This is a genomic window from Caballeronia sp. AZ7_KS35 (assembly GCF_023631045.1).
In the GTDB taxonomy this organism is placed as follows: domain Bacteria; phylum Pseudomonadota; class Gammaproteobacteria; order Burkholderiales; family Burkholderiaceae; genus Caballeronia; species Caballeronia zhejiangensis.
Map to the genome: position 1 here is coordinate 1 of NZ_JALQDV010000040.1, position 15,933 is coordinate 15,933.

Below are 15,933 nucleotides of genomic sequence, written 5' to 3' on the forward strand. Positions count from 1 at the left end.
CGCGATTTTCGCGAGCGAGCCGCCGAATTTGCCTACCGCCGTACGCGCGGCCGATACGATCACTACGTCAGTCATTTTCTATCCTCGTGAAACTGCGAAAGCGTCAACGGACTTCCGTTTGCGAAGCGATGCACGCGATTCGGAAACGCATCCATTACGAATGGATTCGGTGAGTTCGATTCGAACCCGGGCGATTGATGCGCAGCGTCGATTGCGGAGCGATGTCCGACCGTCCGATGCTTGAGCGAGCGACTTTCAAAGGGCGTCGCGCCGACTGCGGGATGACCTCGCCTGAAGGACGCGGTCTCTTCCGCATAGAAAATCCCGAACGGGATGCGGCAAACGTGCAGCCAATTGCGTGGTCCATTTATATGGGCCTTTAATAAAATCTCTCAGGTTCAGCACCGCCCTTCTCTTTCGCCTTGCCGCGCAAATCGCGCAGACGCAATTCCACCGCGCGAATTTCGCGCAGTCGTGCAGCAAGGTTTATCGGAAGTTATTCGGTCGTGCGTGCTTGTGCGACGCACCAAATTAGTAACAATTCTAAACGCAAAACATGCGTAAAAAATTTCATATTAGTAGGTAAAAACCCTAGATCGCGGAAAAACCGCTTATCTTTCATGTAAGAAATTCGCGAATTACTCGAACGCACGTTCAATAATCATCCTATATTACGGTGAAAATTGCGCGGTTGTATGATCACTTTGCGCGAATTCAGGTAATTAGGTAATACCTAAGCCCGGATTTGAAGCATGCGCTACATTGAAAAGGTTTGCGCCGTCTTTAACGTTATATTCGAATTAACTACTGGGTATAACCATTCGATCTTTAATCGACGTGGTTATTCGGACACATATGACGCCATGATGAAAGTGCGAGCCATTAATCGATTGCCAATTGCTGCGGCATTTTGACATCCGTCAACAAAAAGTAATTGTGCCGGGCGGCAGCAAAAGCCGCCCGACGTTCGGCCAAACCTTCACAGCGCCAGAACGAGCCTTTTGCCCTTCGCGCGCGAACAGCACGTCATCATGCGATTGTTCGACTGGCGTTCGCCCCGGGTCAGCACCACGTCGCGGTGATCGATCTCGCCTTCCAGCACGCGCACCTCGCACGATCCGCACAGCCCTTCTTCGCAGTCGCTCTGAACATCGACGTTCGCGCGTCTGAGCGTCGTGAGCAGTGTCTGATCGGCCGGGACGGTCAGGACGAGGCCGGAATCCTTCAGTTCGACTTCGAACGCGCGTTCCTTTTCCGGATCGAGCGTGCCGATCTTCGATTCGAAATGCTCGATTCGAAGCGCGTCTTCGGGCCACGACGCGCTCGTGTCGGCGAGCGCGTCGAGCATACGCGCCGGGCCGCACGCATAGACGCGCGTGCCCTCCTCCACGGCGAGCGCGGCGAAGTGGTTGCGCACACCCTCTTCCGAGACGTACGCGCGCAGACGCTCGCCGTGCAGCGCGCGCATTTCATCGAGAAGGGCCATGGACGCGCGCGAGCGTCCGCTGTAGTGCACTTCGTAGTCGATGCCGAGCGAACGCGCGCGACGCGCCATGGAGCTGATCGGCGTAATGCCGATCCCGCCCGCGATCAGCACGAGCTTCTTGGCGGTCTCGTCGAGACGAAAGTGATTGCGCGGGCCGCGTATGCGCCAGTGCGCGCCCGGCTTCACGTTCTCGTGCACCCACGCCGAACCGCCACGGCTCTCGCTCTCGCGCAGCACGGCGATTTCGAACGCGCGGGCGTCGGCGGGATCGCCGCACAGCGAATACTGGCGCGAGATGCCGGTCTCGCCGCACACGACATCGATATGCGAGCCCGCCGTCCAGCGCGGCAGATCGCGTCCGTTCGCCGACACGAGCCGCACGCGCACGATGCGATCCGCGCATGTCTCGACCGAATCGACGATCACCGCGCGGCTCACCGCATGCGACGACGGCTCGCCGATCCGCACGACCGCGCGCGGCTCGCGCACCGATGAATCGGCGCGCTCGGGATTCATCGCCGGATCCCATTCCACATATAGATGCTCCGGCCCGCGAAACGACGTGTTCGGCACATACGTGAAGCGTTGTTCGGCGAGGCGCATGTGCGGCAGACGGCGCGTGAGCTCGTCGAGAAAAACCTGCATCTCCATGCGCGCGAGATTCTTGCCCATGCACTGATGCGCGCCATAGCCGAACGTCAGCTGATCGCTGGCGTTTTCGCGGCGGATGTCGAAAAGATCGGCATCGGCGAACTGATGTTGATCGTGATTCGCCGACGACGTCACGATCAACAGCTTCGATCCCGCCGCGATCTCGATGCCGCCGATCGTCACGTCCTTCGTCGCGAGCCGTCGCCATGCAGCGACCGAGCCGTTATGCCGCAAGCACTCTTCGACTGCGTTGGGAATCAGGCTCGGGTCGTCGCAGATGTCGCGCCAGGCGTCGGGGTGTTGCAGCAGCAGTTTCATCGCGTTCGCGGTCGCGTTGGCCGTCGTCTCGTGCGCGGCGACGATGCCCGCCATCATCATCGAATGCAGATAAGAGTCGGTGACGACTTCGGGCAGCTCCTTCTGCTTGCGGATGCCGTATTGCATCCAGCCGGGACCGGACGGATCTTCGCGCATCTTGTCGAGCACCTTGCCCGCGTATTGCCAGAACTTGCCGACCGCGTGCGCGACTTCGACCTGTTCCTCGGGCTTCGGCCGTCCCCATGTGTTGACCGTGTGCGCAATCGAATAGCGGCGCAGCGTGTCCATGTCTTCTTCGGGCACGCCAAGAAAATGCAGCGCGACGGTGAGCGGCACTTCCCACAACATCTGATCGACGAGATCGGCGCGGCCATCGTCGATGAAGCGATCGACGTACTCGCGCGCGAGCGCACGCACCATCGGCTCGTGATGCGCGAGCGCTTCTGGCGTGAACGGATCCATCAGCGCGCGGCGGCGCGGCATGTGCGCGGGCTCGTCCTCGTTGACGAGCGTGCGGTTCAGCGCGAATCCGTAGGACGCGAGCACCGCGTTCGCTTCCGGGCCGGTCGGCGTGATTTTCTCGAGCGCGATCGACGGACTGAACGTGATGTTGTCGCGGAAAATCGCCTTGATGTCGTCGTAGCGCGTGACGACCCAATAGCCGAGCTTCGGGCTGTAGAACACCGGTTCCTGTTCGCGCGCCCATCGCACGTATTCGGGCGGGTCTTGCTGATAGCCGTCGCCGAACGGATCGAACTCGGCCGCGCCCGCGCTGATCGGGCAGCCGTTCGGTGCTTTGACGTGGAATGGGCAATGCGGCGCAGCGGTCATGCTCGTCTCCAGTTTTTTTCGCGTGACCACAGTATGCAACGCGTCACCACTTCCAGCGCACGCCCAATCCTCCGCCGATGGAATCGCGATGCGAACCGCCGATGTTCGTCGAATAGACGAGGTTCGCGAAGAGACTGCCGCGCGCGCTCACTTTCGCGACGATGCCCGCGCCGAATTGCGCGGTCGTCGCGGAGACGTTCGTCGGAATGACGGTCGTGCCCGCGAACGTCGTGGTGTCCGTCGCGCCGAAGTAGCGCCACAGGTTCGCGGTCACATACGGCTCGAAGGTCGTGCGGGCCGCATCGAAATGACCGTAGAGGCGCACGCCGAGCCGGCCGACGAAGCCGCTCGCTTGGTCGAAGGACACGGACGAAATGCCGTCGTCGATGTCGTGGAGATTCGCGTGTTGCCAGATGAGTTGCGCTTGCGGTTCGATCGCGAGGCGGGCCGATAGCGGAATCAGCAGACCCGCTTCGACCGATGCGGCGAACGCGCTGCCGTGCGTCGTCGCGCCGACGCCGCGGTTCGATTGCGGATCGGCGGTGAGCGAACTGCCGAGCAGCACGGCGTCGGTGTACCAGCCGCCCGGGCCGATGTGCGTCCAGTACAGCCCCGCGCTGTACGCGTTGATCGACAGGTGGCCGACGCTCGAGTTCGGAAAGCCGAGTGCAAAACCGTCGACGTCGCCGCTCGCGCGCGCGAAGCCGACGAAGAAGCCGTAGTGATTTCGATGACCGGCCGGCGTCGCATCGGCATGGATATCGTGGCCGACCTGCAGGCCGCCGATGCCGCCGCTGAATTCGGGATCGGCCGCGCCGCTGTTGTGCTGGGTCGCGTGGCCGCCCCAAACGCGCGACCACGCGGCGGGCAGCGCGCCGGTTTCCGTCAGCAGCGACTGGTCGCCCTGACGTTCGTGGAATGTGCCGATCTGCTGGATCGCGAGTTCGCGGACGATCGGCGACAGCTCTGCGTAGACGGGCACTTCCATCCGATAGAGCGGGATCGGCGCCGCGCCGGGCGGCGGTGGCGGCGGCAGCGGTGGTGTACCCGCGGCGGCGGTTGGTATGGGTTCGGGCGTTGGGGCTGGCGTTGGCGTCGGTGTTGGACTTGGCGTGGGCGTGGGCGTCGGAGCCGGCGTCAGTGTTGGTGGGGACGGCGGCGTTGGCGTTGGCGTTGGCGTTGGCGTTGGTGTCGGCGTCGGCGTTGGCGTTGGCGTTGGCGTTGGCGTTGGCGTTGGCGTTGGCGTTGGCGTTGGCGTTGGCGTTGGCGTTGGCGTTGGCGTTGGCGTTGGCGTTGGCGTCGGCGTTGGCGTTGGCGTTGGCGTTGGCGTTGGCGTTGGTGTTGGTGTTGGTGTTGGTGTTGGTGTTGGCGTCGGTGTTGACGTTGGCGTTGGCGTTGGCGTTGGCACCGGCGTCGGCGTCGGCACAGGCACAGGCACAGGCACAGGCACAGCAGGCGCGGGCGGCACGCTCGAACGCAGATACCAGTTGTCCGCCGTTCCGTCACTCACACCGCCCTTGAACAGGAAATACCTGTAAGCGCCCACCTCCAGCGGATGTGCGAGCGAAAACGCCCCCGCCGACGTCGTCGCCCCGTTCGTCGCCTGCACGACCAGAATGCCGTCGTTCACCGTCAGCCCGCCGATGCCGCCGACATTCGTCACGCCGATCGACGTCGTTCCCGCACCCGCGCCTTGTGCGATCACGAGCCGGTCGCGCGGCGCGCCGTCCGCGCCGAGCACGCTCTGCACGAGAAGCCGTCCGTCGTTGCCGGTGTAGTTGCCGTTCACCACGAACGCATCGCTCGTGCTCGAACCGCCGTTCGTCAGATCGATCGTGCCCGCGTTGTTCAGCGCGACAAGTCGCCCCGCGATCGCCGGCTGTATCGACGTGCGTCCGATGCCGCCCGCGAAAATCGTGCTCGTCGCGTCGAGATTGAGCGCGCCGGTTCCGGTCGCGGCATCGCCGAGCGTCAGACCTTTCGCGTCGAATGTGAGTTGCGTATTGTTCGACGCGTTCACCGTCTCCCAATTCGAAAAGCGCGCGAGGCCGCTTGCCTGCACGTTGTCGAACGTGAGCGAATCGCTGCCCGCACCGCCATCGAAGCTCGTGGTCGCGGCGAGCGTCGCGTCGTTCAGATTGCGGATCACCGCCGAATCGTTGCCCGCGCCGAGCGACACCGGCCCGGCGATCGTGCCGCCGCTCCAGGTCAGCGTATCGACGCCGAAAGTCGTCGTCACTCCTTGCCCGATCGAGCCGCCCGCGATCGCCAGCGAGTTCGTGCCGCTGCCGAGATCGACGCGTCCGCCGATCGTCCCGCCCGACAGCGTGAACGTGTCGTCGTTCTGCGCGGCGGTCACGTTGCCGTCGACCTGTCCACCCGACATGTCGAACACGTTGTTTCCGACATTCAAATCCACCGTTGCGAGGCGCCCGCCAGTGATCTTCACGACGTCGCCGTTCGCGAGCGTGCCAAGCACGCGCCCGCCCGATATCGAGAACGTGTCGCGCCCGTCGCCCTGATCGATGGAATCGATCTGTCCGCCTGTCATCGTGGCGGTGTCGGCGCCGTCGCCCTGGCGAATCTGTCCGGTGACGACGCCGCCGTTCATGTCGAAAGTATCGTTACCGGTATCGGTGCGTACGGCGACGCCCGCGCCCCCCGCAATCGTCCCGCTATTGATGATCGACACGTTGATCTTGCCGGTCGCGGCAATCGCCTCCGCGCTCGTGCCGCGAATCGCGCCGCTGTTGCCGATCGTTTCTGCGCCATTGGCAATCGTCACGCCGGTCGCGCCCTGAATCGTGCCGGCGTTGTCGATCGCGCCGCCCCGATTCGCGACGATGCCGCCCGCCTGCTGGCTGACGATGCTCGCGCCCGCCGCATTCGTGACGGACGCCGCATTCGCGAGCGACACGCCCGCCCCGCCCGCGCCACGCGCGACGATCGATCCTGTGTTGGTGATCGCGCCGGGCGTCGCATCCTGCGAAACGATGCCGGACGCGTTGTTGCCCGACACGTCGATGGTGCCGTTGTTGGTCACGACGTTCTGGCCCGGTGTACCGGCCACGAACATGCCGTTTGCGCTCGCGCCGGTCGTCGTGATGGCGCCATTGTTCACAAGCGTGTCGCCGCTGGTTCGCGCCGCCATGCCATGAGAACCCGCCCCGCTCGTCGCGATCGCGCCATCGTTGACCAACGTGCCGCCGCCCGGACTGGCGAAGTCGTTCATAGCCGAAGCGCTTGCACCGCTCGTCGTGAGCGTGCCGCCTGCCTCGTTGCGCATCGTGACGGCGGCGGCGTTGTTGAACATCGCTTCCGAATTCGTGCCGACCGTGAAGATCGCGCCGCGATTGACGAGCGTGTTGCGCCCGGTCGTCGCGCTTTGCGACGTCATGGCGTCGGAACCGTCACCTGTGATTTGCAACGTGCCCTCGTTGGTCGCCGTGCTGGTGTTGCGCACGAATAGCCCGTTGCCGGCAATGTCCAGTTCGACGCCCGTCAACACATTGATCGTCACGTTGACGCTGCCCGGCACCGCGATGACCGATACGTTCGAAGGATTGGGCGAGCGTGTATCGCAAGTCGCGGTCTGATTGGACTGCGGCGCAGTCCTGTCGCACCCGGCGACAGCGGGCGCCACGCGAACGAGACAGGACACGCCGAACGCAAGCGATAACGCATGAGCGAGCGGCGTCGATCGCATCGGAAGCGAAAAGCGGCGCATGGGTTCTCCGGCTCCGCTGACGATTTCATTTTTATCAGCAGTGCTTCGCATCGTTGCGACGATGATCGGCCCGCTGATTGCTGCTTCTCGTCAACGTTTTTGCTCAGAGTAGTCCACGCATTGCGCGTCAGCAATGTCCGCTTGATCGCTTGCCGCTTCAGATGGGCTTGCCCTCGCTCGATGCCCAATTGGGCATCAACGCGTTGCTCGGCAATGTTTCGTCGATCAGCTTTTCGGCCGTTCGCCGGCCCGCGACCGGCAGCCCTTCGGGGTTCAGCACACCGATCTGCACCAGCACCGAAGCCTGATCCCAGTAGATATGCTCGTTGTAGAGCTTGTCGCCGCGAAAGCGGATAACGGCTAGCATCGGAACCTCGAAGTATTTTCCCGTCGGCGCGAGGCCGGGCAGCAGCCAGTCGATTTCGCAACTATGCGTCGCACAGAACACGAATTCGTCGACGACGCGATCCGCGCCGATCGTGCGCGATACCGGAATCAGCTTCGTATCGGCGGGATTCGAGTGGACGAAGTGATATCGATAGAAACGCTTCAACTGATCGTGCCCAACGCCGCCTGTCATCGTCGGGACGTGGTTCACGTATGGCTCGGCGACCATCGTCGGCATGACGGCGTCGACGTCGCGCGTGGCGAATTCGAAATAGCAGTGCTGCTCCCACAAGTGATTCAGATCGAAGTGCGGACCGAGCACCTTGCGCAACATCGAAAGCGTGCGTGAGTACGCCATCAGCGCGGCGGGTTTGTCGTAGTGCGCGGAATCCGAAACGATGAAGCCCGCCGACGCGCCCGGATAAACATAGCGTTCGATGTGCGGTCTGCCCGTGAGCGCCGGCTCGACTTCGCGCGCATCGTGCGCCGCGCGTTCGGCGAAGTGGAAGACCATCGGGCAGCGGATCGTCGGGATATCGGCGAGACAGGCGCTGAAATCGTCCGCGTAGTAGCAGGCGGCGCAATCGACGTCGGCCTGCGCGGCGATGCGCGTCGCGAAGCGGCCGCCGCGCCCGTACCCGATCACGCCCACTTTGCCGGCGTGCTGCGGCAACGCGCGCAGGGCATCGACGAGCGCCGCGAAATTGTCCGCGGCGATACCGCCGGGTCGCGGATCGTGCCCGGGAAGTTGCGGCGCGATCACGACGTACCCTTCTTCGGCGTACAGATCGGCGGAGCGCATGACGAATTCGTCGAGGCCGGCCGCGTCGTGCAGCAACACGATGCCCGGTCCCGAACCTTTCGCGGGCTGCGTGACGTAAGCCGGAATGATCGTGCCGTCGCGAAGCGTGATGTCGATGAAGCTGCCGCTCATATCTGCGTCTCCTTATATATAGAAGTTGTTCTTGCGCTTACGACGTCAGCGTGTCCGCGAGCAGCTTCACGTTGAGCGCGACGATCACGGCCGCGACGAGCCACGCCAGCGCGCTCGTCCAGCGCGAAATCGCGAAGACGCCCATTTTTCGCCGGTCCGATACGAAGCGCACCAGCGGAATGACGGCGAATGGCAGTTGCATCGACAAAATGACCTGGCTCAGCACGAGCAACTGGCCGGTGCCCTTTTCGCCGTAGATCGCCGTCACGACGATCACGGGAACGATGGCGATCGCGCGCGTGATGAGACGCCGCGCCCAGTTCGGTATGCGCAGGCGCAGAAAACCTTCCATCACGATCTGGCCGGCGAGCGTCGCGGTCACGGTCGAGTTCAGGCCCGACGCGAGCAATGCCACCGCGAAGAGCGTCGATGCGATGCTCAAGCCGAGGAGCGGCGAAAGCAGGCGGAACGCATCGCCGATTTCCGCGACCTCGTCATGACCGTTCGCGTGAAACACCGCGGCGGCGACGATCAGGATCGCCGCGTTGATGAAAAGCGCGAGCGTCAGCGCGATGGTGCTGTCAATCGTCGCCCAGCGAATCGCAGCGCGCCGGGCCGTGACGGACTTGCCATACGCGCGCGTCTGCACGATCGACGAATGCAGGTAAAGGTTGTGCGGCATGACCGTCGCGCCGAGGATGCCGATGGCGACATACAGCATTTCGCGATCGGCGACGATGCGCGGCGACGGGATGAAGCCGCGCAGGACTTCGGCGAACGGCGGCGCGGCAGCGGCGATCTGCAACGCGAAGCAGCTCGCGATCACGACCAGAAGCGCGATGACGAAGGCTTCCAGCAGACGGAAGCCTTTGTTGATGAGAAGCAGCAGAAGGAAGGCATCGAGCGCGGTGAGGAGCGCGCCCGCGATCAGCGGGATGCCGAAGAGCAGTTGCAGCGCGATCGCGGTGCCGATCACTTCGGCCAGATCGCACGCGACGATCGCCGCTTCGCACGCGAGCCACAGGGCGAAGTTCACCGGCTTCGGATAATGATCGCGACAGGCTTGCGCCAGATCGCGCCCGGTCGCGACGCCCAGTCGGACGGCGAGCGCCTGAAGCAGAATCGCCATCAGGTTCGACAACAGGATGACGGCGAGCAAGGTGTAGCCGAAGCGCGAGCCGCCAGCGATGTCGGTTGCCCAGTTGCCCGGGTCCATATAGCCGACCGAAATCATGTAGCCGGGACCCGCGAACGCGAGGAAGCGCCGAATCCATCGGCCGGTTTCGGGCACATGAACCGACGCGTACACCTCGGGGAGGCTCGGGCGGAACGCGTCGTCCTGCTCGGGCGGTTTCGAAGCGGGGCGTACAGGATCAAGCATCGGCTCGTTTCTCCTGCGGAAACCTGCTGTGGATGTTGTGAAAATATGCGCCGCGGCGAGTGAACATTCAAGCGCATCGGACGGGCGTTGGTTACAGATGCCGTAGCCCTGCGCTTCGCGTCTGATAATCGGACTTATCAGATGTAGCGATTTCTCTTGTCAAATTCGAAGTCGGTTGCTAACCTCGGCCCAAATCACTGAAACGTAAGGATAAATGCCAGCCGACACAGGACGCTCCAGAGAGCGCTTGGCAGATAACTCGGGGCAGGCGAATGCGCCGAGCCGTCTCACGCGTCAACACTTCGCGCTTTATCGCGGTTATCTCGACGGCGTTTCCGAAGCACAGTTGCATGCATCGTATGGCGATTCCAGCGCCGATGTACGCTCGACTCGACGGCTGATCGAGGCGCTGCGCGACACGCTTTCCGTTCTCGCACGCCGCGCACGGGACACGGACGCGGCTCACCTGCTGCGGCTTCGTCCCGGCAGCATCCCGCTGTTCGAGCCGCCGCCCGCCGCCGTCGCCCCGCCGCTCGACGCGTTCCGCGAAAAAATCGATCCGGACGGCGTGTACGGCGAATCGGAACTGCTCGCGCTTTACGAGGAGGCTTATCCGCCCGAGAGCTCGCCTGCTCTCGATCGGCGCGCGGCGCGTAACGCCCGATTGCGTCGCCGGCAGGCGGACGCGCTCGCGCGCATGGAGGCGTCGCTCGCACAGGATCCACGTCCGGATCATCCGGTCGATGGCTGGTTCGAGCCGGCCGTCGCCGCGCGATTGACTGCCGCCGGACTTTCGACGCTCGCGGATGTCATCGAACTCATCGAGCGGCGACGGCATCGGTGGTATACGGCCGTGCCACGGCTCGGTCGAAAAGGCGCGCAACGCGTGGTCGACTGGCTGCAACTCCACGCCGAGGCACTCCGGCACACGCTTTCGCCGGCCGCGCTCGTGCCTCGGCGCCAGTGGCAGCCCGGAGACGTCGTGTCGACGCAAAGCGCGGACGTCGACGCAAGCGACTCGATCGCCATTTCTCCCCTTGAAACGTTGCGGGTTCCGCTGGCGCTCGACGGATCGAAAGGGTCGAATCGGGCGCACGCGCACCCGCGATTCGATACGGACATCCGCGCGATCACCGCTTGGCTAGAGGCCCGGTCAAACAGTACGCACACGCGGCGTGCCTATCGGCGGGAGGCGGAACGCCTGCTGCTGTGGGCGTTGATCGAGAAAGGCAAGCCGATTTCGTCTCTCGATGCAGCCGATTGCGCCGAGTACGTCGGTGTTTTTCTCGCGGATCCGCAGCCGGCGGCGCGCTGGATCGCGAAGGGTCGCCCTGAGCGTTGTTTTGCCGACTGGCGCCCTTTTGCCGGCCCGCTTTCCGATCGCAGCCGCGAAACGGCCCGGTCGATATTGGGCGCCATGTGCGAGTGGCTCGTCGGCGAAGGTTATCTGGCGGCCAATCCGTTTGCCGGATTTGCGCGTGTCGCGACGCCGCCGGTATTCGATTCGGCGACGCGGTCGCTCGATCTGACGCAGTGGAAATGCGTGTTGCAATCGGTCGAACGGACCGAATACTCGTTCGCCGAGCATCGCGACAAATTGGCGCTGCTTCTCGCGTACGCCACGGGCCTGCGACGGGCCGAACTCGCATTCGCAACCACCGACGCGCTCAGCGCCGGGCGTCTTTCCGGCGTGGACGGCGTGGTCTGGCGGCTTGCCGTCGATGGCGGCCGCGGCGCGACGCGGTCGGTGCTTTTGCCGCCGATCGTCGTCGAAACGCTCATCGAAAACCTGGCGATGCGCGGACTGCCGCGCCCGTTGGATTGCGCCGAAGGCACGCCAATACTCGCGCAGGCGCGCGGCGGACAGTCATTGACGCCCGACGGCATCGGGAAAATTTTCAAGACGATTTTCTCGAACGCGGCCGCATTGATGGAATCTCATGCGCCCGGCGCTGGCAGGCACCTGACTCGCGCGAGCACGCATTGGCTGCGCCACACACATTCGACGCACGCGCTCGGACACGGCGCGGATCTGCGCGAGGTCAGCGCCGGACTCGGCCATTCCGATGTTTCGACCACCGCTCTGTATCTGGAAAACGAAGACGCGGGGCGTTTCCTTGGCATCGAGAAGTTGATTCGCGGCATCTCGTTAACGCGAAAACCTTCGGATCGGTCCTAATTCGCGTTTACACGAGCGTCGAGCGTTGTAAAAATGTCCGCTGCGGGCGATCAAGTACTTCAGAGTTTACTTGAGGTTTACCGGTTCGCCGTTTATTCTTCGGTTTGCAGCTTGTTTTCCACAAACCGAAGAATTATTTGCTTACCCAGGCCCGCCAGTGACTGCGAATTCCATGCTAAGCGCTCGGCTTCCCGAAGTCGATCAATCCGTTTCGATCGAAACGCTCTTGGGGGTGGCCGCCCAAGCCACTGACATTCTCAATCAGATCCGCGATGCAATGTTGGAGCCGTATCCGCGCAAGAGCGCGCCAACATTCACGAGCGCGCAGGTCGCGTCGCTCTGCGGCATCGACAAGCAGCGGTTCCAGTACCTGACGACCAAGGGCGAGCTGCCAGCGGGCACGTCCAAGGGCGCGGGCCGCAGCAAGGAATTCACGCTCGAAGAAGCGCTCACATGGGTCCGCGCGACGAAAGAACGCCCCCGCCGGCCTGAAGGCAAGCGCGGGCGGATCGTGACCGTCGCGAACTTCAAAGGTGGCGTCGCCAAGACCACAACCGCCGTCTCGGCCGCACAGGCCCTGACGCTGCTCGGCCGCAGAGTGCTGGTCATCGACTGCGATCCGCAGGGCACGACGACACAGCTATGCGGCTGGGCGCCCGACGCCGAAATCTCGGACGATCAGACCCTTCTTCCGCTGATCTACGGCGATCAGCAGACGTTGCACTATGCAGTGCAGGAAACGTACTGGCATAACTTGGATCTCATCCCGGCTTCGTCATCGCTCTTCGATGCGGAGTTCGAGATTCCCGCCAAGGTGCTGAACGACAGCACGTTCGAATTCTGGGAAATCGTCCGCAAAGGCCTCATGCCGCTGACGGAAGAGTACGACGCGGTCGTCATCGACACGCCTCCGGCGCTCAGCTATCTCACCATCAACGCGCTGCTCGCGTCGGATGCGATTCTGCTGCCCTGCCCGCCCGAGGCGCTGGATTTCGCAAGCTCGACACAGTTCTGGCATCTCTTTGCGGATATCGCCAAGAAGCTGCCGGGCGTGCTCGAGCAAAAGCGCTTCGACTTCGTGAATGTGATTCTGACTAAAGCCAAGTCGGATGACGTGTCGCGTGTTGTGCGCGGTTGGCTTCAGAAAGCATACGGCGATCGCGTCCTGCCTTTCGAGATTCCGGAGTCGACCGTACCAAAAGGTGCGTCGGCGCAATTGTCGACGGTATATGACTTGTCGAAGCCGGACGGCAGCACGGCCGCTTACAACCGATTCAAAGAGCCGCTCGACCGGCTCGCCGAGCATCTCGACGCGCAGTTCGCCCGCGCGTGGAATCAGACGGAGGATTAAATGGGCATCGGGGACAGACTCCTCGCCAAGACAGCGAACATCGGCAGTAAGCCCACAGAAGGAACGCAAGCGCGTCCAGTCAGCACGGAACCGCGTACGTCTCCCGGTCGGTTGATGGATGCGCAGCATCGCATCAATACGGCGCAGGCGCGCATCAAAGAACTTGAGTCGCAACTCGAGGAACGAGCGGCGCTCGAAGTGCCGCTCGATGCGCTCGTGGAAGTCAGCGGACGGCGTCGCAAACTCACGGCCGAGCAGTTCCAGGAGTTGAAGAGCAATCTCGCGCAACACGCGCTCGCCACGCCTATTCTGGTGCGCGCTTTGCCGGATGCTCGTTACGAGATCGTTGCGGGACATAACCGCGTCGCTGCATACCGGGAACTCGGACGATCGACGATACGCGCCAACGTTGCGTCGATCGAAGAAGGGGAAATCGAGTTCGCGGCGTTCTTCTCGAACCTGCTATCGCCATCGCTTACGGATTTCGAGAAGTATTGGAACTTCAAACGATTGCAGGAATTGAGCGGACTCTCGCGCACGGAAATTTCTGAAAGCGCCGGATTGAGCAAGAGTCACGTCACGCGAATCTTCTCATTCGACGCCCTTCCAGAGGCAGCCAAAGCCGCACTCGCCGAAAAGCCAGAGCGACTCGGCAGCAATGCCGCGCAAAAGCTCGCGGCGCTAACAGAAGCCGGCAAGGCGGAAAAGGTCGTCGAAGCCGTCCGACGGTTGGTCGAAGACGAGAATTTTACGCAGGACAAGGCGGTCGCCCTCGTCGCGGAAAAGCCGCGCGCAGTGACTCCAAGCGCAACGGTGGTCCGAGCGGGCCGCAGGAAGGTCTGCGAAGTGTCCACGCGAAATGGTGTGGTGGGAGTTCGTTTCTTCGAGAAGGACGCGGGCGACGCAGAGCAATGGGGACAGCGCATTGCTGACTTCATCAACAAGACACTAAGTGAATCGGAGCAAGACTGAGGCTCTACTAGAGTTTTCTTTTAAATCAATGACTTAACGAGAACCGGAAAGTCGTTGACACTGAACCTAGTAGAACCTCTTTGCAAATCAGAGACTTAGCGTAGTGGCAAACCTGAGGGTGCTATGTAACGAACAAGTTCCACAAAGACAAAAGCCTTCGGCGCCAACCGAAGGCTTTTGAATATCGGGCTTAACTGCTTATCGCCCGGTCCGCTTCCCGACGCCAATCGGGTCACGAGTACGCAACTCGAAGTTTAGCGGAACGCGATTAGCAGTCAAGCATTTGTCTTCCATTTTTCGAAATGGACGTACTTGACATGCGTATCGCGCAACTTTCCGTTGCAGGCGAGGCTCTTTCTCGCCCAAAAAACTCTGAACCGTCTTCAGCGGTAGCCGATCAAGAAGCTCTCGATGAGTACGCTTGTGATCGTTCGAATCTGCCTTGGGTCATTTTCCGGGCCGCTCATCGAGCCACGCACACGACGGCGCTACCTGCACGCGCGCGTGCCCTGCTCGCCGCCTTGGCCCGCACAGTCGACGCATCTCGTCCGTTCGCACCCATCTTCGCGCGGCGCGAACTGCTCACGGGCCGGGCCCAGCAATCCATGCGGACCTTCTATCGCAGCATGGACGACCTCGAGGGCGCCGGGTTTATCATCCGGCCGCCTCAGACCCGCTATGGCGCTGCCGGCCTGTTTGGTCGCGCATATATCCACCTGACGCAGAAGGCAGCCGCTTTGCTCGGACTCGTTGACGTAGCCGATGCGACCACTACGCAGCCCGCTCAACATCGGGAGAGCGCGTCAGACGCACAAGCCGGCTTTTCTGACGGCCATCCGTCTGTCACCGTGGCAGACGGTGCTATATATAAGGATCTACTCCCAAATACTCAAAAGAGACAACCAGGACGACTTCCCGCCGATCTCCAACGCCTCGTGCCTCTGGGATTTCGTGAATTCCTGATCTTCAAACTGATGCGAGAAGCGAAAGCCCACGGCAAGCTTCTCTCCGATGTCGTCGAAGCAAGTTGGGCACCCTTGCAACGCGCAACGCATCCGATCAGCTACCTTCGCACCCTTCTGCGAGTCCCGGTCGACTTCGCCTATCGGGCGCGAAGCCAGCGCGAAGCCCACGTGCAGCAGCAAATCGAGCGAACGACTTCTGCGCGCACAGATGAAGTTGTAGGCGGTTTGGCCGGCCGGTCATTCGTCAGCCGTGACGGCTTGCGCCGCTACCGCGTCTCCGACGACGCCCGTTCCATCGTGATCTGTCATCGCGACGAGCCGCATCCGCGCGTCCATGCGGGCACATGGCAGAAAGATTTCGTTGCGGCCTTTGAGGCAGGTCACATCCTGCTCGACGACAAAGATCGCTTCGGCTCTCACGTCGATTTCCCGACGCCTCTAGCCGCAGTCCCGACCGACCTCCAGCGCAAATCCGAAGCGCGCCTGAGCGACATCAAAGCGCTTCTCCGCTTGAAGAGCGTGGGCGGGACCCCATCTGCGAAACCAAGGGACGTGGCGCGACCAATGCTGAAGGACAAGTCCGCTATCGCCCCTTTGAGTTCGCTTTTGCAGGCGGTGCGCCGTGCGGCGCCATCAACCAATTTTCGCGATTCAGCGGGTACGAGTTCGTGCTGAACGGGCGGCCAAAACATCAGATGAATCGAGGTGAGACCGCGCCCGGAAACTTTTTTGAATTAGGCTGCTGCGTCGC

The 15,933-nt window shown here is 62.5% G+C and carries 9 protein-coding genes; 5 read left to right on the top strand and 4 right to left on the bottom strand.

From position 1 onward, the window contains the following. Positions 1–244 (top strand): hypothetical protein (locus NCT05_RS25140; RefSeq protein WP_250503421.1); only part of this gene is annotated, 244 nt, incomplete at its 5' end. A gap of 735 nt (positions 245–979) precedes the next feature. On the opposite strand, the gene NCT05_RS25145 is transcribed toward NCT05_RS25140, so the two are convergent. From NCT05_RS25145 to NCT05_RS25160, 4 genes are all read right to left on the bottom strand, one after another. After that, the gene (locus NCT05_RS25145; RefSeq protein ID WP_250503422.1) at positions 980–3,286 is read right to left on the bottom strand and encodes a cytochrome P450/oxidoreductase; all 2,307 of its coding nucleotides are present in this window, start codon (positions 3,284–3,286) and stop codon (positions 980–982) included. A 43-nt stretch (positions 3,287–3,329) separates the two neighbouring features. Further along, the gene (locus NCT05_RS25150) at positions 3,330–7,013 is read right to left on the bottom strand and encodes an autotransporter outer membrane beta-barrel domain-containing protein (protein ID WP_250503423.1); all 3,684 of its coding nucleotides are present in this window, start codon (positions 7,011–7,013) and stop codon (positions 3,330–3,332) included. 157 nt (positions 7,014–7,170) lie between these two features. Beyond that, entirely contained in the window at positions 7,171–8,334 is a 1,164-nt protein-coding gene (locus NCT05_RS25155; protein ID WP_250503424.1) for an alpha/beta fold hydrolase, read from the bottom strand. Between the two features lie 37 nt (positions 8,335–8,371). Beyond that, positions 8,372–9,715, bottom strand: a complete 1,344-nt coding sequence (locus tag NCT05_RS25160; RefSeq protein WP_250458105.1) for an Nramp family divalent metal transporter — start codon at positions 9,713–9,715, stop codon at positions 8,372–8,374. Between the two features lie 247 nt (positions 9,716–9,962). Here NCT05_RS25160 and NCT05_RS25165 point away from each other — a divergent pair, with 247 nt between their 5' ends. The 4 genes from NCT05_RS25165 (at position 9,963) to NCT05_RS25180 (ending at position 15,857) form a co-directional block, all read left to right on the top strand. Beyond that, a complete protein-coding gene (locus tag NCT05_RS25165; protein ID WP_250503425.1) occupies positions 9,963–11,894 on the top strand; it encodes a site-specific integrase in 1,932 nt (643 codons plus the stop codon). Between the two features lie 172 nt (positions 11,895–12,066). Beyond that, a complete protein-coding gene (locus NCT05_RS25170) occupies positions 12,067–13,245 on the top strand; it encodes a ParA family protein (RefSeq protein ID WP_250503426.1) in 1,179 nt (392 codons plus the stop codon). Next, on the top strand, positions 13,246–14,217 hold the full coding sequence (locus NCT05_RS25175) for a ParB/RepB/Spo0J family partition protein (RefSeq protein ID WP_008347132.1): 972 nt from the start codon (positions 13,246–13,248) through the stop codon (positions 14,215–14,217). A 317-nt stretch (positions 14,218–14,534) separates the two neighbouring features. Next, on the top strand, positions 14,535–15,857 hold the full coding sequence (locus NCT05_RS25180; protein WP_250503427.1) for a replication protein O: 1,323 nt from the start codon (positions 14,535–14,537) through the stop codon (positions 15,855–15,857). Positions 15,858–15,933 lie beyond the last annotated feature (76 nt).